We start from the raw sequence: 20,537 nt of genomic DNA on the forward strand, positions 1-20,537 counted from the left end.
GTGGCGACGGCAAACGCTCTTGGTGGGAGCAGACTAGAACGTCCGGCGGCAGCAATCAATATTTATTCCAGAATTATTTTTAGTGGAATATTTTTTCCAATACGTCAGCATAGGGGCACGCCAGCCGCCGTGCATCGTTTCAGCAGGCCACGCGGGCCGTGATGCCGGGGTATTTTTTTGCGCCTACCCTGTAGACTTGCGCCACCCATCAGCGCATCAGAAGAACACGCCAGAAGGATTGCCCATGTCCCGCACCGATCCCGAGACCACCCTGGAAGACACCATCGCCAGCCCTCCGATCAACGCCGAACGCCTGTTGCAGCTGATCACCGACGAATACGAAAGCCTGCCGCGCCAGCTCAAGCGCATCGCCAGCTACATGAGCCAGCAGAGCGACCGGATCATGGTCGACCGCATCAGCGACATCGCCCGCGAATGCGAAGTGCACCCCTCGGCGATCGTGCGGTTTTCCCAGCGTTTCGGCTTCAGTGGGTTCAGTGAGATGCAGGCGCTGTTTCGCGAGGCCTACACCCACAAGACCACACCGGTGCAGAACTACCAGCAGCGCATCCGCAGCATGATCGCCAACAAGTCGCAGAAAGCCAGCGGCGGCGACCTGGCCCGCGAGTGCGTCAACGCGACCCTGTCGGGTATCGAGCGCCTGGGGCTGGAGCTCGATGACGTGGCCTTCGACAAGGCCGTCGACCTGGTGGTCAACGCCGACAACATCTACGTGGTCGGCGTGCGCCGGTCGTTCGCGGTGGCCGACTACCTGGTCTACAACCTGCAGCACACCAACAAGCGCATTCACCTGATTTCCGGTTTGGGCGGCAGCTATCGCGAGCAGATGCGCAGCGTGCGAGCCAATGACCTGGTAATCGCCATCAGCTTCACGCCCTACGGCAAAGAGACCCAGCACTGCCTGCGGATCGCCCAGCACCATCAGGCCAAGACCCTGATCATCACCGACAGCAACCTGTCGCCCCTGGCCAAGCGGGCCAACGCGGTGCTGCTGGTGAATGAAGGCTCGTCGTTTGCCTTCCGTTCATTGAGCGCCACCTTGTGCCTGTGCCAGGCGTTGTTTATTGCCGTGGCGTACCGGCTGGAGTTGAAGGTGGATGAGATTCACGAGCAGGTCGGGTTTGATGACTGACCGGCAGTAATTGGGCTAACGCACGCCCGTGAAAGCGGATCTGCGCCAGGGTCAACGCGGTGTAGCCGATGATGACCGCCGGCGGCAGGATCGCCTCGACGCAGAACGTGCCCAGAGGCTGTAACGTCAGCCCGGCTTGCGCGGCACGCGCACAGAATTCGCCTTCCTCGACACCGCTCGGCAACCACAACACAAAATGCAATCCGGCCTGCTGCCCACTGATCGTACAGTGCGACCCAAGGCAGTCGAGCAACACATCGCGCCGCGCCTGATAGGCCTGGCGCGAAGCCCGCAAGTGGCGCACGAAAGCGCCGCTGCCGAGAAACTCCAGCAACCCCGACTGATCACTGACGCCCACCGACTGCCCGGTGAGTTGCAGGGTGCGCAGCAAGGCCGGGCGCAGTGCCTTGGGCACCACCATGAAGCCGACGCGCAAACCGGGGAACAGGTTTTTGTTGAAGCTGCCGCAGTAGATCACGCGGTCATGGGCGTCCAGGGATTTGAGCGCCGCCAGCGGTGCGCTGTGGTAGTTGTATTCGCTGTCGTAGTCGTCTTCCACCACCCAGGCCTCGGCACGGGCAGCCCAGTCCAGCAGCGCCAGGCGGCGCGACACCGACAGGGTCATGCCCAGCGGTGCCTGATGGGCCGGGGTGACGTAGGCCAGGCGCGCCGTGTCGGGGAGTTGCGCGGTATCCAGCCCTTCGGCCGTGACCGCAATCGCCTGGACCTCTGCCCCCGCCAGCCCGAACAGGCGGCGCGCAGGTGGATAGCCGGGGTCTTCGACGCAGGCCGTGTCACCGGGCTTGAGCAGCGTGCGCGCGATCAGGTCAAGGGCGTGACGAATGCCGCTGGTGACGATCACTTCATCCGCCTCGCAGTGCATGCCGCGATAGCTGCGCAGGTAGTCGGCGATGTGCGCGCGCAGTTCCGGCAGCCCGGCGGGATGGCCCGCCTCCAGCGCCCCCGGCCCTGCCGATAGCAGTCCCCGGGAAACACAGCGGGCCCAGGCCTTCAGATCAAACAGGCTGGCGTCCGGTCGTCGCGCGACAAAAGGCACATGGCTCTGCACGCCGGCGTCCGGGCGATCGACGACCACTTCGCGACGCGGCATGGCACGGGGCGCGGGTGCCGCAATGAATTGCTCGGGGATCACCGCACACACACGCGTACCGGAGCCGGCCACGCGTTGCACATAGCCTTCGCTGTGCAGGCGGTCGAATGCCGCCTCCAGGGTGCCACGGGATAATTGCCAGCGTTCGGCGAGGCTGCGGGTGGACGGCAAGCGACTGCCCGCCGGCAGCTGTCGGCTCAGGATCGCTGCGCGCAGGGCCTCGTAGGCCCCTTGCTGCTTTCCCATGTCCAAGCTGTCGGGGCGCGGCAGGTCCAGGGCGGAAGGGGTTTTTCCTCGGCTCATAGTGGTCCAATCATTTTTGCCATAAGCGGCCCTGAGGATTAAACCACAAAGCCGCTAGAGTCCGGGCTCTACTCCTTGCACAGAAGCCTCCCATGACGCAACGCGCCCTCTCCCCGTGGTTCTGGCTGATACTGCTGACCGTGCTGATCGGCCTGCCACGTATCACCCTGGACATGCACCTGCCTGCCCTGCCCGCCATGGCCGACTACTTCCAGACCAGCGACAGCCAGTTGCAACTGACCCTGACGCTGTACACCTTCGGTTCGGCGATCTCCCTGCTGATCAGCGGCCCGTTGACCGACCGTTTCGGCCGCCGTCCCGTATTGTTGGCGGGGCTGTTTCTGTACGTGCTGGCTACCGTGGCCTGCGCCCTGGCCGACAGCATCGGTGTGCTGATCATCGCCCGCCTGTTCCAGGCCCTGGGCGGATGCTGCACCACCGTGATCGGCCGGGTGATCGTGCGCGATTATTTCGATCGCGATGAACAGGCACGCTTGCTCGGCCTGATTTCCATGGCCATGGCCGTGTCCCCGATGGCCGCACCGGTGCTGGGCAGCCTGATGTTGCCCTTCATCGACTGGCGCGGCCTGTTTGTACTGCTCGGCGTGATCGGTGCAGTGCTCTACCTCGTGGTGTACCGTCGCCTGCCCGAAACCCGCCCGGCCGATGTCGCCGCCGCGCCGCCGGGCAACCTGCTGCGCCTCTACGGCCAGTTACTGCGCGACCGCTATTTCCTGCGCTATTCCCTGGCGATCGGCTGCGTGTACAGCACCTATTTCCCGTTTATCAGTGAGTCGTCGGCGCTGCTGCAGCGGGGCTTTCACCTGTCGGCCACGGCCTATGCACTGGTGTTCGCGGCGACCATCAGCGGCTACATGCTCGGCGCGAACCTGTTCCGCAGGCTGGTGCGGCGCTTCGAGCCGGACCGTTTGATCCATGCCGCTATCGGCTTGAACGTGCTGGGCAGTGTGATACTTGCGGCGGCCACTACCGCCATGCCGGGGCAATGGCTGGCGATCGTGCTGCCGATGGTGGTGATCATGGTGTCGGTGGGGATGGTGATTCCGGCGTGCCAACTGTCGGTGTTGCAGCCGTACGGTGCGATTGCGGGAACCGCATCGGGGTTGTTCTTCTTTACCCAGATGTTCCTCACTGCCGTGAGCAGTTGGGCCACCGGGCTGCTGTCCGACGGTACGTCGCAGCCGCTGGTGATCATGACCGCCGTTGCCAGCGCACTGTTGGCAGCAACCTGGCTGACACTCCACAAACCCAAATGTGGGAAGGAACTTGTCCCCTCCCACATCAGGCCGAGCTGAGCCCGGGATCAGTGCATGAAAATTGCGATCAGGATGATCACCGGGATCGGCACGCCGAGGAACCACAGAAGTAATGAGCGCATGGTGTTCTCCTTGAATTAACGAACGTAGGTTTCGGTTTCGACGTACACCACGGCATCGCGGCGACGGCCACCAAAGGTTGCAGCGAAACTGGCAAAGAAAGCGCCGATCAACAGGGCGACAAAGGTCCACAGCGAGGTATAGGCGGCGACTTTGGCGGCCGTTTCAGCGGCTTGCTTGGCCTTGAGCTTGGCGTCTTCCACCGCTTTACGCGCGTCGCCGTAGACTTTGTCGATACGCGCTTCGGCATCGGCCTGGCTGAGGTTGGTGCGCTGGCTGATCAACTGGGCCAGGTAGGCACGGTCTTCAGGGGCGAGTTGGCCGTCATTGCTCAGGGTACGGGTGAAAATGCGCGCAACCACGCCATGGGCAGCGTCATCACTGACGGCAACCGGGCGATCGTCACGAAACAGGCTGTCGACGTAGTAGTCAAAATCGCCGCCGTTGACGCCTTTGGCTGCGCTGCCTGCGGCCTGGGTGATACCGCTGACCGCACCGGCTGCCACGCTGGCACCGGCTTTCACGCCGCCGGTGACGACACTGCTGACCGAACCGACCACCAGCACGGCAGTGATCAGCGTGGCGACTGCCCAGGCCAGGAAACCATGGGCGGTGTCGCGAAAGTACACCTCATCGCCATGCATATTGGCCCACTTCACCCGCAACCGGCCGGCGATATAACCGCCCAGGCCCGAGGCAACGATCTGGGTAAAGGCCAGCCAGACAATCGTGGAAATGCCAAGCCCCTTGGCGCTGATGCCGCTGTCGGCCCACGGCGACACCGCCGAGAAACCCAGGCCGAAGCCCAGCAATACCAGAATCAGGGATAACGCAGCCGCCGCAGCGGCCCCGGCAAAGATAGCCCCCCAGGAAACCCCGGAGCGCGCGCTCGACTCTTGCAGCGTGGATGACGATGTGATCATTGTTGTTTTGCTCCCGGCAGGAAAAATAGTGTTACAAGTCTCAAAAGAGACAGTGCAGGCAGCATGCCAGTCGCGCTGAAAATTAAATCCGTTGCATTTCAACAGGTTAAGTAAATTGAACTTGCCTGAACCATGCAACTTGCAAGAAATGGCTGTTGCAGGCGGGCGTAATGCATTCCCTGTGGAAGGAGATTGCTCCCCGGCCGGTACCCGCCATGAAAGTTGTGTCAGTTTTGCCAACATGAAGTTTTATTTAGGAAGCGTTCAGCCATTTCTTGGCAAAATGCCCCCACTTCTAGTGTGAATCGCTCACCAGGTAATCCTATGACCCGCATTTTGACCATCGAGGATGACGCCGTAACGGCCCGCGAGATCGTCGCCGAGCTGAGTAGCCATGGACTGGACGTAGATTGGGTGGACAACGGCCGCGAAGGCCTGGTCCGCGCCGTGAGTGGTGATTACGATCTGATCACCCTCGACCGCATGCTGCCGGAACTCGATGGCCTGGCCATCGTCACCACCCTGCGCACCATCGGCGTATCGACGCCGATCCTGATGATCAGTGCCCTCTCCGACGTCGACGAGCGCGTGCGTGGCCTGCGCGCCGGCGGTGATGACTACCTGACCAAGCCTTTCGCCTCGGACGAAATGGCCGCTCGTGTCGAAGTGCTGCTGCGCCGCAAAAGCACGGTCAAGGAATTCGAAACCGCCCTGCGCGTGGCCGACCTGGAACTGAACCTGATCAGCCGCGAAGCCAGCCGCGCCGACCAGCCCCTGAGCCTGCTGCCCACCGAATACAAACTGCTGGAATTCCTGATGCGCAACACCGGCCAGATCCTGTCGCGGATGATGATCTTCGAGGAAGTCTGGGGTTATCACTTCGACCCGGGCACCAACCTGATCGACGTGCACATCGGCCGCCTGCGCAAGAAAATCGATCCACCGGGCCTCCCGCCGCTGATCCGCACGGTACGAGGTTCCGGTTATGTCATTGCTGAACCCCTCTAAGGGCTGGCGTTCATCCAGCAGCCGCTTGCTGGCGCTCTACAGTTCGTTGTTCGTGGCCTGGAGCTGCATCCTCATGGGGGTGCTGTATTACGAGGTCTCGGGTTACCTGAGTGACCTGTCGCGCCATTCGCTGATGCAACGCCAGCACCTGTTCCAGCGCTTCGACGGCGAAGAACTGGTGGAAGCGTTGACCACCAGCATGACCTTCGACATGAAGGGCGTGGACGCCTACGGCCTGTTCGATGAGCAGTTCCGCCCCTTGAGCGGGCCGATCCGCGCGATTCCCTCCGACCTGCCGCTGGACGGCAAGATCCACACCCTGGCCAATTGCGTCGACTCCGACGACCCCAAACTGCCCAAGGACAGCTGCGACGCCGTCGCCACCCATACCGACGACGGCCGCTGGCTGGTACTGGTGCGCGCCAATGGCTCGCTGTTCGGTGTGACACGGATCATCTGGCATGCCCTGCTGTGGGCGCTGTCCCTGACCATTATCCCCGGCGCCGCCGGCTGGCATCTGTTGCGCCGCCGCCCGCTGCGCCGGATCCGCGGGATCCAGGCCAGCGCCGAAGCCATCGTCGCCGGCGACCTCACCCACCGCTTGCCGCTGTCCAACCGGCGTGACGAACTGGACATGCTCGCGGCCATCGTCAACGCCATGCTCGACCGCATCGAGAAACTGATGAACGAGGTCAAGGGCGTGTGCGACAACATCGCCCACGACCTGCGCACCCCATTGACCCGCCTGCGCGCGCAGCTCTACCGCATCCGCCAGGAGGCCGAGCAGGACTCCGGCTACGCGGTGAAACTGGACGATGCCATCGCCGAGACCGACACCCTGATGGCGCGCTTTCGCGGGCTGCTGCGTATCTCCGAGCTGGAAGACCACCAGCGCCGTTCCGGTTTCCTGGTGATGGACCCGCTGCCGCTGCTGCGCGAGTTACATGACTTCTACCTGCCCCTGGCCGAGGAAGGCGAATTGCAGTTGCGACTCGAAGTCCCCGAGTCCCTGCCATGGATCACCGGCGACCGCGCCCTGTTGTTCGAAGCCCTGGCCAACCTGCTGAGCAACTCCATCAAGTTCTCCCCAGCGGGCGGCGCAGTGATCCTGCGGGGGCTCAACGATGCCGGCAGCACGCGCATCGAAGTGCACGACTCCGGGCCCGGCATACCGGCGGCGGAACGCGATGCGGTGTTCCAACGCTTTTATCGGGTGGATGAAGGCGACCAGCAAGGCGGGTTTGGGTTGGGCCTGTCGATTGTGGCCGCAATCATCAACTTGCATGGGTTCAAGCTGGAAGTGGGCACCAGCGAGCAAGGCGGCGCGCGCCTGGTGCTGGAGTGCCGCCAGCAACTGATGCCCGAAGCCTGATCCATAAGCCAGTGAGGTCAAACTGTGGGAGGGGGCTTGCCCAAATGCCAGTCAGTAAGCGTACATCGCCTCCTGTAGGAGCGAGCTTGCTCGCGAAAAACGTCAACGATAACGCGTGCCTCCTGAATAAACGCGGCGCCTGTGAGTTTTTCGCGAGCAAGCTCGCTCCTACAAAAAGCCTTAACTGACGGGCATTAGGGCAAGCCCGCTCGCCACAGGGGAACTCGCCAGTCGCTGAAAGTTGTGTAGATACCTTGCATTGCCGGGTAGATCGAATCAGGTCGGGAAGTTGGCCCGCAGCGCCTCAAGCCCGCCGCTGTACACGCCGGCAAACAGCTCTTCCACCGCCGCCTCCGTAGTACCCGCCGCCGGGGTAAACACACCGGACCACGTCACCTTCGCCGACGACTCCGTCAGCGCCTCAACCTGCAACGTCGCCAGGTAAGCACTCACCGGAAACGGCGACTCTTCAATGGTGTAGCTGTAAGTACGCCCGACGTTATCGAAGGTCTGCAAACGCTCGACGATCACACCGCCGTCGGCGGTCGTCAGATGGCGCACGCGGCCACCTTCACCGGGCTCGCTCTTGGCGATAAACGGAAGCCAGTCCGGCAGGCTGTTGAAGCCACCCACCAAGTGCCAGACCGTCTCGGCCGATACCGGGATTTCAATCACTGCAGATGCTGTTGGCACGCTAAATCTCCAAAAGTCGTAGTAAAACGTCGTGCACAGCCTGCCATGCCCCGGGCTTCAATGCATCAATTCCCGCAAGCGATGCCACGCCATTCCCAACGCCAGCAGCGGCGAGCGCAACGCCTTGCCGCCGGGAAAGGTCATGTGCGGCACCTGGCTGAACACATCCAGGCCATGGCTGTGGCCCGCGTGTATGCCTTCGGCCAACAGCCGCGCGCACCAGTGGGTCACGTTGAGCCCATGCCCGGAATAGCCTTGGGCGTAGAACACGTTCGGGTATTGCTTGAGCCGCCCGACCTGGGGGAAACGGTTGGCGGTGATGCCGATCCTGCCGCCCCACTGGAACGCGATGGCGGTGTCGGCCAGTTGCGGGAACACCTTGAGCATCTTGGGCTGCATATAGGCCGCGATGTCTTTGGGATCGCGCCCCGAGTAATGGCAGGCGCCGCCGAACAACAGGCGACGGTCGGCGGACAACCGGTAGTAATCCAGGCCGACTTTCTGGTCGCACAGCGCCAGGTTCTGCGGGATCAACTGATTGGCCTGTGCAACCGACAGCGACTCGGTGGCGATGATGTAGCTGCCCGCCGGCAGCACCTTGCCGCTCAGGCGCGGTTCCAGTTCCTCCAGGTGCGCATTGCAGGCCAATACCAGGCTGGCCGCGCGTACCGTGCCGCCAGCGCAACGCACCTGCACCGTGTCGCCGTGGATCAGTTCCAGCACGTCGGTGTGCTCAAAGATCCGCACCCCAAGGGACTCGGCCACCTGCGCCTCGCCGAGCACCAGGTTCAGCGGGTGCAGGTGCCCGGAGCCCATGTCCACCAAGGCGCCGGCATACTGCGTCGAATCCACCACGTCGCGGATGTCCTGCGGGCCCACCAGGCGGGTTTCATGCACATAACCCAGGCGCGCCAGGCTGTCCTGCTCGCCCTTGAACGCAGCGAACTGCGCCGGGGTGTTGGCCAGCTCGGCAAATCCCCAGCGCAAATCGCAGTGGATCCCATGCTCGCGGATGCGCTCGCCCACCAGGGCCACCGACTCGATCCCGGCCCGTTCCAGGTAACGCACGCCCTCCTCGCCCAGGTACTTGGCGAACCCCGACACATCGTGGCCAATCCCGCGAATCAACTGCCCGCCGTTGCGCCCGCTGGCGCCCCAGCCGATACGCCGGGCCTCCAGCAGGATCACCGAGAGCCCGCGTTGGGCCAGTTCGATAGCGGTGTTGACCCCGGTAAAACCAGCGCCGATCACACACACATCGGCGCTCAGGTCGGCGCCCAGTGCCGGGCGCTCCGGCATGGCATTCGCCGAGGCAAGGTAGTAGGAACGGGCGTGGTCGCTGGATGGGGTCATTTGTTGGTCTTCACTTTGCTCCAGGCGCGCGTCATCAGGCGCATGGTCGCCGGGGTCGGCGTGGTGGAAATATAGAGTTTGTCGAGCACGGCCTGGGACGGGTACACCTCGGGGTTGTTCACCAGTTCCGGGGCCATGAACGCCTTCGCCGCCGGGTTGGCATTGGCGTAACCGACCGAGGCGCTGACCTTGGCGATCACTTCAGGGTCGAGCAGGTAGTTAATGAAGGCATGGGCTTCTTTTGGGTGACTCGCATCGGCCGGAATCGCCAGCAGGTCGAACCACAGGTTGGAGCCTTCCTTGGGAATCGAGTAGGCGATATTCACGCCGTTCCTGGCTTCCTTGGCGCGGTTGGCCGCCTGGAATACATCGCCGGAATAGCCGAACGCCACGCAGATATCGCCGTTGGCCAGGTCCGAAATGTACTTGGAGGAATGGAAGTAGGTGATGTACGGCCGCAGCGTCAACAGCTTGGCCTCGGCCTGCTGGTAGTCCTCGGGGTTCTCACTGCGCGGGTCCTTGCCCATGTAGTTGAGGATCGCCGGGAACAGCTCATCCGCCGAGTCGAGGAAGGCCACGCCGCACTGGTTGAGTTTCTTGAGATTCTCCGGTTCGAACAGCACCGCCCATGAGTCGATATGGTCGATACCTAACACCTGCTTGACCTTGTCGACGTTGTAGCCGATGCCGTTAGTGCCCCACAGGTACGGCACCGAGTGCGCATTGCCCGGGTCGTTTTTCTCCAGCAGCTTGAGCAGCTTGGGGTCGAGGTTCTTGAAGTTGGGTAACTGCGAACGGTCGAGCTTGAGGAACGCGCCGGCCTTTACCTGGCGCGCCAGGAAGTGGTTCGACGGCACCACCACGTCATAGCCGGTGCGACCGGCGAGCAACTTGCCCTCCAGGGTTTCGTTGGAATCGAACACGTCGTAGATCACCTTGATCCCGGTTTTGGCCTGGAAATCCGCCAGGGTGGTCTCGCCGATGTAGTCGGTCCAGTTGTAGACGCTCACCGTCGGCGCGGCTTGGCCGGCACCGCTGAACGCGGCCACCAGGGCCAGCGGAAGAAGCTTGTTCACAAGACGCATATCGACACCCCTTTTGTGTTTTTTAAACGCTCAACAGCAGGAACTCACGCTCCCAGGAACTGATCACCCGCTTGAAATTCTCGTGCTCGGCGCGCTTGACCGCGACGTAGCCGCGCACGAACTTGTCGCCCAGGTACTGCTTGACCGTGTCGCAGTCCTCCATCCGCGCCAGGGCGTCTTCGAGGGTAAACGGCAGGCGCAGGTTACGGCGCTCATAGGCGCGGCCTTCTACCGGGGCGCTGGGTTCGATCTGTTCGATCATCCCCAGGTAGCCACACAGCAGGCTGGCGGCAATGGCCAGGTAGGGATTGGCATCGGCGCCCGGCAGGCGGTTTTCCACGCGCATCGCATCCGGGCTCGAGGTGGGCACGCGCAGGCCGACCGTGCGGTTTTCTTCGCCCCACTCCACATTGACCGGCGCCGAGGTGTCCGGCAGGAAGCGGCGGAACGAATTCACGTTGGGCGCGAACATCGGCAACAACTTGGGGATGTACTTCTGCAGGCCGCCGATATGGTGCAGGAACAGCGGGCTCATGTTGCCGTCGGCGTCGACAAAAACCGGTTTGCCCGTGGCGATCTCCACCACGCTCTGGTGCAGGTGCATGGCGCTGCCCGGCTCGTCGGCCACCGGCTTGGCCATGAAGGTGGCGGCCACATTGTGCTTGAGCGCGGCTTCGCGCAGGGTGCGCTTGAACACTGTGATCTGGTCGGCCAGGTCGAGGGCATCGCCGTGGCGAAAGTTGATTTCCATCTGCGCCGGGCCGTCTTCATGGATCAGCGTATCGAGGTCCAGGCCCTGGGCTTCGCACCAGTCGTAGACGTCTTCGAACAGCGGGTCGAACTCGTTGGCCGCATCGATGGAGAACGACTGGCGCCCGGTTTCGGCACGGCCGGAACGGCCGATAGGGGTTTTCAGCGGCAGGTCCGGGTCTTCGCAGCGCTGGGTCAGGTAGAACTCCATTTCCGGCGCGACAATCGGCTGCCAGCCCCGGTCGGTGTAAAGCTGCAGGACTTTCTTCAGCACATTGCGCGGCGACAGTTCGATGGGGTTGCCATGCTTGTCGAAGGTGTCGTGGATCACAATCGCGGTGGGCTCGATGGCCCACGGCACCACGTAGGTCGCGTTGGATACCGGGCGGCAAATCATGTCGATGTCGGCCGGGTCCAGCAGGTCGTAGTAGATCTCGTCGTCGACAAAGTCCCCGGTTACCGTTTGCAGCAACACACTTTCCGGCAGGCGCATGCCTCGCTCATGCAGGAACTTGTTGGTGGGCGCAATCTTGCCGCGTGCGATGCCAGTCAAATCACTGATCACGCATTCGACTTCGGTAATCTTGTGTTCTTTCAGCCAGGTGTGCAGCTGATCGAAGGGGGCGTTCATAAGGACCTCGTCATGGGGTAGGTGCTGCGCCGCCTTGTACTCGCGGCGCATTGAGGTCTATCTTGGGCCAGCCTTCACAGGCCATCTATCCACTTTGCACGCAGCACAACGCACCAATAGAGTGCGTACGGATCACCCATGACCCAGGCAACCGCTTTGCGCGTACAGGCCTTCACCACCGCTGATGTAGCCACCCAATGCCGTGCGACACCCGGCTGGGTGCAGCAGTACCAGCAGATGTCCCCGGGGCATTTTGCCGGGCGCGTCCGCTACCTCGACCTGCACGGTGTGCAGGTGTACGAAGAGAGCATGAACACCCGTGTGGAGCAGCACTTCAACGCACCGCCGGGCGCGCTGGCGTTCTGTTTCGATGGCAGCGACAACGCGCTGTATCTGCTCAATGGCGAAAGCCGCAACACCTGGATCACCCCGGAAAACTACCGCGAAGTGGCGGTGGTGTTCGGCCCGCAATTCGTGCAGCGCCACGGCCTGGATGTGGAGACGCTGGAAGGCCTGTTCATGGCGCCGCTGGCCTGCCAGCAGAACGCGCTGTTCAGCCGTTGGCTCAGTGGCACCCTGACGCGCTTGTCCACGGACATCGACCCGGTGTCCCTCACCCGACAGTTGCTCGACGACTGCCTGTTCATCCTCGACAACGCCTGCGTGTGCCTGGATCGCAGCTCATTGCAAAAGCGCAGTGAAGAACGCCGCTTGATGGCGCGCATAGGCGAGTGGGCGGCGGATACGCCGGACGAAACCGTCAACCTGTTGGAACTGGCGCGGATTGCTGGCGTGCCGCTGCGCCAGTTGCAGCAAGGGTTCAAGACCTACACCGGGATGAGCCCGGCGCAGTGGTTGCGCCTGCGCCGGTTGAACGGGGCACGGCGGGAATTGTTGAGCGGTGCCGGAACGACCGTGGCCGAGGTGGCGATGAACTGGTCGTTCTGGCATTTGGGGCGGTTCTCCAACAGCTACCGCGCGTTGTTCAAAGAGCTGCCGAGCGAAACCCTAAAGCACTCACTTTGAATGCATCTGAAAATGTGGGAGAGGCTTGCCCCCTCCCACATTGGATTGCATTTCAAGGCTGAGATTTGAGGAAGGCTGCCATGAGTTGGTTAACCCGCTCCGCCGCTTCCAACTGCACCATATGCCCCTGCCCCGGCAGAATCTCCACCTGGGCCTCCAACCCCTGGGCATGGTCGGCCGGGATGATTGCATCGTCACTGCCCCAGATCACCAGGCTCGGTTGCCGCCCCACCACGTTGCGCAAATCCAGGCGCTGGCGCCCACCCTCGAACAGTTGGGCATTGAGTTGCCTCATCGCCTGATCCACCCCTTCCAATCGCTTGAACTTGAGCATGTCCTCCAGCATCTGCCGCGTCACCAGCGCCGGGTCGCTGAACAGTTGCACCAGTTGCGGCTTGAGCGCGTTGCGGTTATTGGCTTCGGTGAAACCTTGCAGGTAATCGCCGTTGATGTCCGCCCCCAGCCCGGCGCTGGCGATCAGGGTCAGCGAGGCAATGCGCGCCGGTGCCTGGCCGGCAAGCGTCAGGCTGACCAAGCCGCCCATGGAGTGCCCGGCCAGGTGCACGCGTTCGAGCTTGAGGTGATCGAGCAAGGTCAGCACCGCCTGGCTCAGCTCTTCGGCGTCACCGGTTTGCAGATGCTTGCCCGACTCGCCATGTCCCGGCAAATCCAGGGCGATCACCCGGCGCTCGGCGGCCAGGGCCGGTTGGTTGAACAGCCAGTTGTTCAAGTCGCCGCCAAAGCCATGCACCAGCACCAGCGGCGTACCGCCCTCGCCCAGGTCGAGATAACGCAGCAAACGCCCGCCCACCTCGACCTTCTGCGCACTCGGCCCGGTGGCTTCGGCTTCGGCGCTGCTTGAGACGAACCCGGCGTTGAAGCTTTCGATCACCGCATCGATCTCCGCCTCGCTGGCCTCACCTTCCACCACGACCCCCAGCAGCGCGCCCACCGGCAAGGTCTCGTCGCTCAGCGCCAGCACGCGGCGCAACACACCGCTGAACGGCGCCTCGACGCTGCTGGAGATCTTGTCGGTCTCGACGTCCAGCACTTCTTCGCCCTTCTCCACCCGGTCGCCAGGCTGCTTGAGCCAGACGTCGATGCGGCCTTCGGTCATCGACAGCCCCCACTTGGGCATGGTCAAGGTATGGATCATGCGGCGTTCCTCTTGTCGGCGATCTTCAGCACCGCGGCCTCGATCTTCGCGGCGTTGGGGATGTACAGGTCTTCCAGCGCATCGGAAAACGGCACCGGCGTGTGCGGCGCGGTGACCATCTCGATCGGCGCGCGCAGGAACGAGAAGCCCTGCTGGGCCACCAACGCACTGATGTCGGTGGCGATGGAACAGCGCGGGTTGGACTCATCGATCACCACCAGGCGCCCGGTTTTCTCCACGCTCTCGAGGATGCTGTCTTCGTCCAGCGGGCTGGTGGTGCGCAGGTCCAGCACTTCGCAGTCGATGCCCTGGCGTACCAGGTTGGCAGCGGCTTCCAGGGCGATATGCACCATGCGCCCGTAGGTCACCAGGGTCACGTCGCGGCCTTCGCGCACAAAGTTGGCTTCGCCGAACGGCACGGTGTACAGCTCTTCCGGCACCTCGCCTTGCAAGCTGTAGAGCATCTTGTGTTCAAGGAAGATCACCGGATCGTTGTCGCGGATCGCCTGGATCAGCATGCCCTTGGCGTCATAGGGCGTGGCCGGGCATACCACCTTGAGCCCGGGAATGTGCGTCCACATCGAGGTGAGCATCTGCGAATGCTGGGCGGCGGCACGCAGGCCGGCACCGTACATGGCGCGCACCACCAGCGGCGTGGTGGTCTTGCCGCCGAACATGTAGCGAAACTTGGCGGCCTGGTTGAGCAACTGGTCGAGGCAGCAGCCGATAAAGTCGACGAACATCAACTCGCACACCGGGCGCATGCCACGGGTGGCGGCGCCGACGGCCATGCCGACGTAGCCGACTTCGGACAACGGCGCATCGAGTACCCGGTCCGGAAACTCCGGGTAGAGGCCCTTGGTCACGCCCAGCACACCGCCCCAGGCGTCCTGCTCGCCGGGGGAGCCGGTGCCGCCGGAGACGTCCTGGCCGATAATGAACACGCTCTGGTCGCGGCGCATTTCCTGGGCCAGGGCTTCGTTGATTGCCTGCTGATAGCTGATTTTGCGAGCCATGAAATTCTCTCCGAGTCTTGTAGTTATTAGCGGTAGGCGACGTAGACATCACTGAGCAGGTCGGCGGCCTGAGGCTTGGGATCGGACTTGGCCAGGCGCACGGCGTCGTCGATCAACTGTGCGACCTCGCCGTCGATACGTTCGAATTGGGCCGCGTCAAGCCAGCCTTCGGCATTGCAGCGCTGGCGAAACAGTGCGAGGCAGTCGTGGGATTCGCGCAGGTTCTTCACCTCGTCCGGGCCACGATAGGTTTGTGCATCGCCTTCGAAGTGGCCGTAGAAGCGACTCAGCTTTACTTCCACCAAGGTCGGCCCGTCGCCCTGGCGCGCGCGCTCCACCGCCACGCCCAACGCCGCGTGCACGGCAAAGAAGTCATTGCCATCGACAATCACCCCCGGCATGCCGAAGCCCACCGCCCGCTCGGCAATGTCCTTGCACGCCACCGACCAGCCGGAACCGGTGGCCTCGGCATAGCCGTTGTTCTCGGCCACGAACAGGCACGGCAGTTTCATGATCGACGCCAGGTTCATCGCCTCGAACACCGCGCCCTCGTTGGAGCCGCCGTCGCCGAAAAATGCGACCGCCACGCCCTGGCTGCCCTTGAGCTTGGAGGCCAGCGCGGCGCCTGCTGCCAACGGCGCACCGGCCCCGACAATGCCGTTGGCGCCGAGCATGCCCTTCTCCTGGTCGGCGATGTGCATGGAACCGCCCTTGCCGCCGCACACGCCGGTTTTCTTGCCGTAGATCTCGGCCATCATGCCGAACACATCCACGCCCTTGGCGATGCAATGGCCATGACCACGGTGGTTGGAGGCGATGCAATCTTCATCGTTGAGGTGGGCCATGACCCCGGCTGCGCTGGCTTCCTGGCCGGCATACAGGTGCACGAAACCGGGGATCTCGCCGGTAGCGAATTCCACATGCAGGCGCTCTTCGAAATCACGGATGGTGCGCATCACGGTGTAGGCATGCAGCAATTGATCGGTGGACAGGTGGGTGGACATCTTGTTGTTCTCCAGGTTGTCTCGACACACAAAAGGCTGGCTGCGGCCAGCTGCAAGTGGTTCAGCACAGCCTGTGCCAAGGTGCGATGAAACCTGGCAAAGCCTTGATCCAGAGCAGTGCCGTGCGGTTGTGCCGGGACGGTATGCCTGTGCAGAATGAGACGGCGCATTGCACTGTGCAGGCGGCGTCTCGGCCGAAATGAGACGCCGCGTCTCACGCGGGGCTGTTGGTCAGGTCGCCCTTGTCCCCTCGCGCCCACGGGCGCTTAATGGCGGGCATAACAACAAAGATCGAGAACCGGAGGCCTTATGCTCGCCGCGAACTCCAGGGAGCACGTCGACTGCGTCAGTCGCGTGGTCCGCAATGCCGATCGCCTGCCCCAGGCGCCGGTGCCGTCGCTGATTTTCGATTCCTGGCGGCGCTCCATGGAACAACACCACCTCGACCCCGGCTCGCTGCAGGGGCCCCGTATCCTTACCGAACCCTTGCTCAAGGAATGCCGCGAACGCGCCGAGCTGTTCATGCGCATCGCCGGCGAAGAAGTCGGGCAACTGCACCACCGGGTGCGCCACGCCGACTACTGCGTGATGCTCACCGACGCCCAGGGCCAAACCATCGACCACCGCGTCGACAGCACCATTCGCAGCGACTGCCGCAAAGCCGGCCTGTACCTCGGCACCTGCTGGTCGGAAGCCGAGGAAGGCACCTGCGGCGTGGCCACGGTGCTGACCAGCAAAGCCGCAGTGACCGTGCACAAGCGCGACCACTTCCGCGCCGCCTTCATCAGTTTGACCTGCTCCGCCGCGCCGATCTTCGACCCCCAGGGCAACCTGCTGGGGGTGATGGATGCCTCGGCGCTCAAATCCCCGGATGACCGGCGCAGCCAGCACCTGGTGCGGCAGATGGTGGCCCAGAGTGCCCAGGCCATCGAAAACGCCTTCTTCATGCACAGCGCCCGCGAGCATTGGGTGCTCCAGGCCCACAGCACACCGGGCTATGTGGACAGCCAGCCCGACCTGCTGCTGGCCTGGGATCAGGACGGGCGCCTGCACGCCCTGAACAGCAAGGCGCGCCAGGCATTGCGCCGGCGTTTCGGCCAGGTGCCGGCGCATATCGGCGAGGTGTTCGATCTGGATGCATTGCGCGCGGCCACCGATCAATCGACCCAACACCTGCAATGGCTGGGCGAGCCTGGCGTGCTGCACGTGCGGGTCAACGCGCCGCGCCGCAGACCGGCACGGCCCGTTGCGCACACCCAGGTCGACCCACGGGTGGAAGAACACCTGCGCCTGGCCGTGCGCGTGAAGGACCGCAACCTGCCGGTGCTGGTGCAGGGGGAAACCGGCGCCGGCAAGGAAGTTTTCGCCCGCCAACTGCACGAACGCAGCGCCCGGCGTGCGGGGCCCTTTGTCGCGGTGAACTGCGCGGCGATCCCCGAGAACCTGATTGAAAGCGAGCTGTTCGGCTACGTGGCCGGCGCCTTTACCGGGGCCTCCAGCAAAGGCATGCCGGGGCTGTTGGTGCAGGCCGATGGCGGCACCTTGTTCCTCGATGAAATCGGCGATATGCCGCTGGCGTTGCAGACGCGCCTGCTGCGGGTGATGGCCGAGGGTGAAGTCGCGCCCCTGGGGGGGGCCAAGACCCGCACGGTGGACATCCAGGTGATCTGCGCCAGCCACCGCGACCTGGCCGTGCTGGTCAGCGACGGGCGCTTTCGCGAAGACCTGTACTTCCGCCTCGGCTGCGCACGCTTCTGCCTGCCGCCGCTGCGCGAGCGCAGTGACAAACTGGCATTGATCAACCGGCTGGTGGAGCAGCAAGCGCGCGGCAGCGGCGTCTCGGTGGGCATCGGCCAGGCCGCGCTGGAATGCCTGCTGGGCTATGCCTGGCCGGGCAATGTGCGCCAGCTGCACCATGTGCTGGCGTATGCCTGTGCGGTGTGTGAAGGCGGCACCATCCAGCTGGCAGACTTGCCGGTGGAAGTGCGTGGGGAGCAGGTCGAGACGCTGGCCGAACACAGCGTCAGCCCGGAACGGCAGGTGGTGCTGGATGCCTTGATCCGGCATCGCTGGAAGCCGTTGCCGACGGCGCAGGCGCTGGGGATTTCCCGAGCCACCCTGTACCGCCGAGTCAACCAACTGGGCATCGACATGCCCGGCAAGCACTGACACAACGGGGTCAACCATGTGAGAGGGGGCTTGCCCTAATGTCAGTCAGTTAAGAGATAGAACGCCCCTCCCACATTTTTTACGATATCAAGCCAACTCAGCGCGTAGCTGGCGAGCCGCGGTGACCATATGAATCAACGCCGCCTCCGTCTCCGGCCACCCCCGCGTCTTCAACCCGCAATCCGGGTTCACCCACAGGCGCTGGGCAGGAATCCGCTTTGCAGCCTTGCGCAGAAGGTTGGCCATTTCGGAGGCATCCGGCACCCGTGGCGAGTGGATGTCGTAGACGCCCGGGCCGATGTCGTTGGGGTAGGCGAAGGCTTCGAACGCGTCCAGCAACTCCATGTCCGAGCGCGAGGTCTCGATGGTGATCACGTCGGCATCCATGGCGGCGATGGACTCGATCACATCGTTGAATTCGCTGTAGCACATGTGCGTGTGGATCTGGGTTTCATCGCGCACACCCGATGCGCACAGGCGGAACACTTCGGTGGCCCAGTCCAGGTAGTGCTGCCAGTGCGCCTGGCGCAACGGCAAGCCTTCGCGGAACGCGGCTTCGTCGATCTGCACGATCTGGATGCCGGCGGCTTCCAGGTCGACCACTTCGTCGCGAATCGCCAGGGCCAGTTGGCGGGCCTGCACTTCGCGGCTCACGTCTTCGCGGGGGAACGACCACATCAGCATGGTCACAGGGCCCGTCAGCATGCCCTTCATCACCTTGCGGGTCAGGCCCTGGGCGTAGCGGATCCACTCCACCGTCATCGCCTTCGGGCGGCTCAGGTCGCCGAAGATCACCGCCGGTTTCACGCAACGCGAACCGTAGCTCTGCACCCAGCCGAAGCGGGTGAACACGTAGCCGTCCAACTGCTCGGCGAAGTACTCGACCATGTCGTTGCGCTCGGCTTCACCGTGCACCAGCACGTCCAGGCCGAGGTTTTCCTGCACCTCGACGGCGTGACGAATCTCACTGTGCATGGCTTCGACGTATTCGGCTTCGCTCAACTTTCCAGCCTTGTACGACTGGCGCGCCAGGCGGATCGACGCGGTCTGCGGGAACGAACCGATGGTGGTGGTCGGGAACAGCGGCAGGTTCAGGCCCGCACGTTGTTTCTCGATACGCTGGGTAAACGGCGACTGGCGCTGGCTGTCCTGGCGGGTAATCGCCGCCACCCGCGCCTGTACCGCAGGCTTGTGGATACGCGGCGAGGCCGCGCGGGCCGCCTGCACCGCGCGGCTTTCGGCCAGGGCAGCGAGGACGTTGGGCGCTTCAGGCTGGTTGACGGCTTGCGCCAGCACCGCCACTTCGGCGCACTTCTGCACAGCGAACGCCAGCCAGCTTTTCAGCTCGGCATCCAACTGGTCTTCACGGCCCAGGTCCACCGGGCTGTGCAACAGCGAGCAGGATGGCGCCACCCACAGGCGATCACCGAGTTTTTCATGGGCGTGCTGCAAGGTGGCCAGGGCGTTTTCCAGGTCGCAACGCCAGACGTTACGGCCGTTGACCACGCCCAGGGACAGCACTTTATAAGCCGGCAGGCGGTCGAGAATGGTCGGGTACTGCTCCGGCGCGCGCACCAGGTCGATGTGCAGGCCATCCACTGGCAGGTTCGCGGCAAGGCCGAGGTTCTCTTCCAGGCCGCCGAAGTAGGTCGCCACCAGCTTTTTCAGCGGGTCACGCTGGATCAGGTTGTAGGCACGCTCGAACGCGTTCTTCCATTCCTGCGGCAGGTCGAGGACCAGGATCGGCTCGTCGATCTGCACCCATTCCACGCCGAGGTCGGCCAGGCGCTGGAAGATCTGGCCGTACAACGGCAGCAGACGCTCAAGCAGGTCGAGCTTGTCGAAGTCACCGCCCTTGGCCTTGCCCAGCCACAGGTAGGTCAGTGGGCCGATCACCACCGGCTTGACGGTGTGGCCCAGGTCGAGGGCTTCCTGCACCTCTTCGAACAACTGCTCCCAACCCAGGTGAAATTGCTGGTCGGCGCTGAATTCAGGCACCAGGTAGTGGTAGTTGGTATCGAACCACTTGGTCATTTCCTGGGCATGGGCACCGCCGCAGCAGCTGTCGCTGACGCCACGGGCCATGCCGAACAACGTGTGCAGGGTGGCGTTGCCGTCAGCTGGACGGAAACGCTCGGGGATCACACCGAACATCAGCGAGTGGGTCAACACCTGGTCGTACCAGGCAAAATCACCGGCGGGCAGCAACTCGATACCGGCCTGCTTTTGCAGGTCCCAATGGGCCTTGCGCAGTTCGCGGCCGACGGCACGCAGGCCGGCTTCGTCCAACTCGCCCTTCCAGAACGCTTCCTGCGCTTTTTTCAGTTCACGATCGCGTCCAATGCGCGGAAATCCGAGGGAATGAGCGACTGCCATGACAAAAAACT

16 protein-coding genes are annotated in these 20,537 nt (G+C 63.4%); 6 read left to right on the forward strand and 10 right to left on the reverse strand.

Translation table 11 applies throughout. From position 1 onward, the window contains the following. Positions 1 to 244 precede the first annotated feature (244 nt). Positions 245 to 1,153 (forward strand): MurR/RpiR family transcriptional regulator, encoded by a 909-nt coding sequence (locus AC07OP_RS02535; RefSeq protein ID WP_010211026.1) that lies wholly within the window; start codon positions 245 to 247, stop codon positions 1,151 to 1,153. Here the strand turns inward: AC07OP_RS02535 and pdxR are convergent. Beyond that, a complete protein-coding gene (pdxR, locus tag AC07OP_RS02540; RefSeq protein ID WP_495101648.1) occupies positions 1,083 to 2,567 on the reverse strand; it encodes a MocR-like pyridoxine biosynthesis transcription factor PdxR in 1,485 nt (494 codons plus the stop codon). The genes AC07OP_RS02535 and pdxR overlap by 71 nt on opposite strands. Before the next feature lie 92 nt (positions 2,568 to 2,659). On the opposite strand from pdxR, the gene AC07OP_RS02545 reads away from it, so the two are divergent. Next, positions 2,660 to 3,883, forward strand: a complete 1,224-nt coding sequence (locus AC07OP_RS02545) for a multidrug effflux MFS transporter (RefSeq protein WP_043293615.1) — start codon at positions 2,660 to 2,662, stop codon at positions 3,881 to 3,883. 98 nt (positions 3,884 to 3,981) lie between these two features. Here AC07OP_RS02545 and AC07OP_RS02550 read toward each other — a convergent pair whose 3' ends face one another. Continuing rightward, entirely contained in the window at positions 3,982 to 4,887 is a 906-nt protein-coding gene (locus AC07OP_RS02550; protein ID WP_495101649.1) for a hypothetical protein, read from the reverse strand. A 324-nt stretch (positions 4,888 to 5,211) separates the two neighbouring features. Between AC07OP_RS02550 and AC07OP_RS02555 the strand changes: the two genes are divergently transcribed. Continuing rightward, positions 5,212 to 5,895 (forward strand): response regulator transcription factor, encoded by a 684-nt coding sequence (locus tag AC07OP_RS02555; protein WP_027606536.1) that lies wholly within the window; start codon positions 5,212 to 5,214, stop codon positions 5,893 to 5,895. After that, positions 5,873 to 7,267, forward strand: coding sequence for a sensor histidine kinase (locus AC07OP_RS02560; protein ID WP_115486281.1), 1,395 nt, complete (start codon positions 5,873 to 5,875; stop codon positions 7,265 to 7,267). Before AC07OP_RS02555 ends, AC07OP_RS02560 begins: the two co-directional genes overlap by 23 nt. A 276-nt stretch (positions 7,268 to 7,543) precedes the next feature. Here the strand turns inward: AC07OP_RS02560 and AC07OP_RS02565 are convergent, their stop codons facing one another. The 4 genes from AC07OP_RS02565 to AC07OP_RS02580 are packed head-to-tail and all read right to left on the reverse strand — an operon-like array spanning position 7,544 to position 11,779. Continuing rightward, positions 7,544 to 7,960: an SRPBCC family protein gene (locus AC07OP_RS02565; protein ID WP_495101650.1), complete on the reverse strand. Its 417-nt coding sequence runs from the start codon at positions 7,958 to 7,960 to the stop codon at positions 7,544 to 7,546. Positions 7,961 to 8,017: 57 nt separating this feature from the next. Next, positions 8,018 to 9,313: an NAD(P)/FAD-dependent oxidoreductase gene (locus AC07OP_RS02570; protein ID WP_495101651.1), complete on the reverse strand. Its 1,296-nt coding sequence runs from the start codon at positions 9,311 to 9,313 to the stop codon at positions 8,018 to 8,020. Beyond that, positions 9,310 to 10,398, reverse strand: coding sequence for a polyamine ABC transporter substrate-binding protein (locus AC07OP_RS02575; RefSeq protein WP_027606540.1), 1,089 nt, complete (start codon positions 10,396 to 10,398; stop codon positions 9,310 to 9,312). Before AC07OP_RS02575 ends, AC07OP_RS02570 begins: the two co-directional genes overlap by 4 nt. 22 nt (positions 10,399 to 10,420) lie before the next feature. Then, positions 10,421 to 11,779, reverse strand: coding sequence for a glutamine synthetase family protein (locus tag AC07OP_RS02580; protein WP_495101652.1), 1,359 nt, complete (start codon positions 11,777 to 11,779; stop codon positions 10,421 to 10,423). Between the two features lie 138 nt (positions 11,780 to 11,917). On the opposite strand from AC07OP_RS02580, the gene AC07OP_RS02585 reads away from it, so the two are divergent. Beyond that, complete coding sequence (locus tag AC07OP_RS02585) at positions 11,918 to 12,805, forward strand: helix-turn-helix domain-containing protein (protein WP_495101653.1); 888 nt, start codon at positions 11,918 to 11,920, stop codon at positions 12,803 to 12,805. A 52-nt stretch (positions 12,806 to 12,857) separates the two neighbouring features. On the opposite strand, the gene AC07OP_RS02590 is transcribed toward AC07OP_RS02585, so the two are convergent. The 3 genes from AC07OP_RS02590 to AC07OP_RS02600 are packed head-to-tail and all read right to left on the reverse strand — an operon-like array spanning position 12,858 to position 15,981. Continuing rightward, positions 12,858 to 13,961, reverse strand: coding sequence for an acetoin dehydrogenase dihydrolipoyllysine-residue acetyltransferase subunit (locus AC07OP_RS02590; protein WP_495101654.1), 1,104 nt, complete (start codon positions 13,959 to 13,961; stop codon positions 12,858 to 12,860). After that, positions 13,958 to 14,977, reverse strand: a complete 1,020-nt coding sequence (locus tag AC07OP_RS02595) for an alpha-ketoacid dehydrogenase subunit beta (protein WP_495101655.1) — start codon at positions 14,975 to 14,977, stop codon at positions 13,958 to 13,960. The genes AC07OP_RS02590 and AC07OP_RS02595 overlap by 4 nt, the downstream gene beginning before the upstream one ends. 26 nt (positions 14,978 to 15,003) lie before the next feature. Continuing rightward, positions 15,004 to 15,981, reverse strand: a complete 978-nt coding sequence (locus AC07OP_RS02600) for a thiamine pyrophosphate-dependent dehydrogenase E1 component subunit alpha (RefSeq protein ID WP_027606545.1) — start codon at positions 15,979 to 15,981, stop codon at positions 15,004 to 15,006. A gap of 309 nt (positions 15,982 to 16,290) precedes the next feature. Between AC07OP_RS02600 and AC07OP_RS02605 the strand changes: the two genes are divergently transcribed. Then, the gene (locus AC07OP_RS02605; RefSeq protein ID WP_495101656.1) at positions 16,291 to 18,150 is read left to right on the forward strand and encodes a sigma-54-dependent Fis family transcriptional regulator; all 1,860 of its coding nucleotides are present in this window, start codon (positions 16,291 to 16,293) and stop codon (positions 18,148 to 18,150) included. 87 nt (positions 18,151 to 18,237) lie between these two features. Here the strand turns inward: AC07OP_RS02605 and metE are convergent, their stop codons facing one another. Next, a complete protein-coding gene (gene metE / locus AC07OP_RS02610; protein WP_495101657.1) occupies positions 18,238 to 20,526 on the reverse strand; it encodes a 5-methyltetrahydropteroyltriglutamate--homocysteine S-methyltransferase in 2,289 nt (762 codons plus the stop codon). Between the last annotated feature and the right edge of the window lie 11 nt (positions 20,527 to 20,537).

This window comes from Pseudomonas sp. GW821-FHT09D08 (assembly GCF_059416305.1).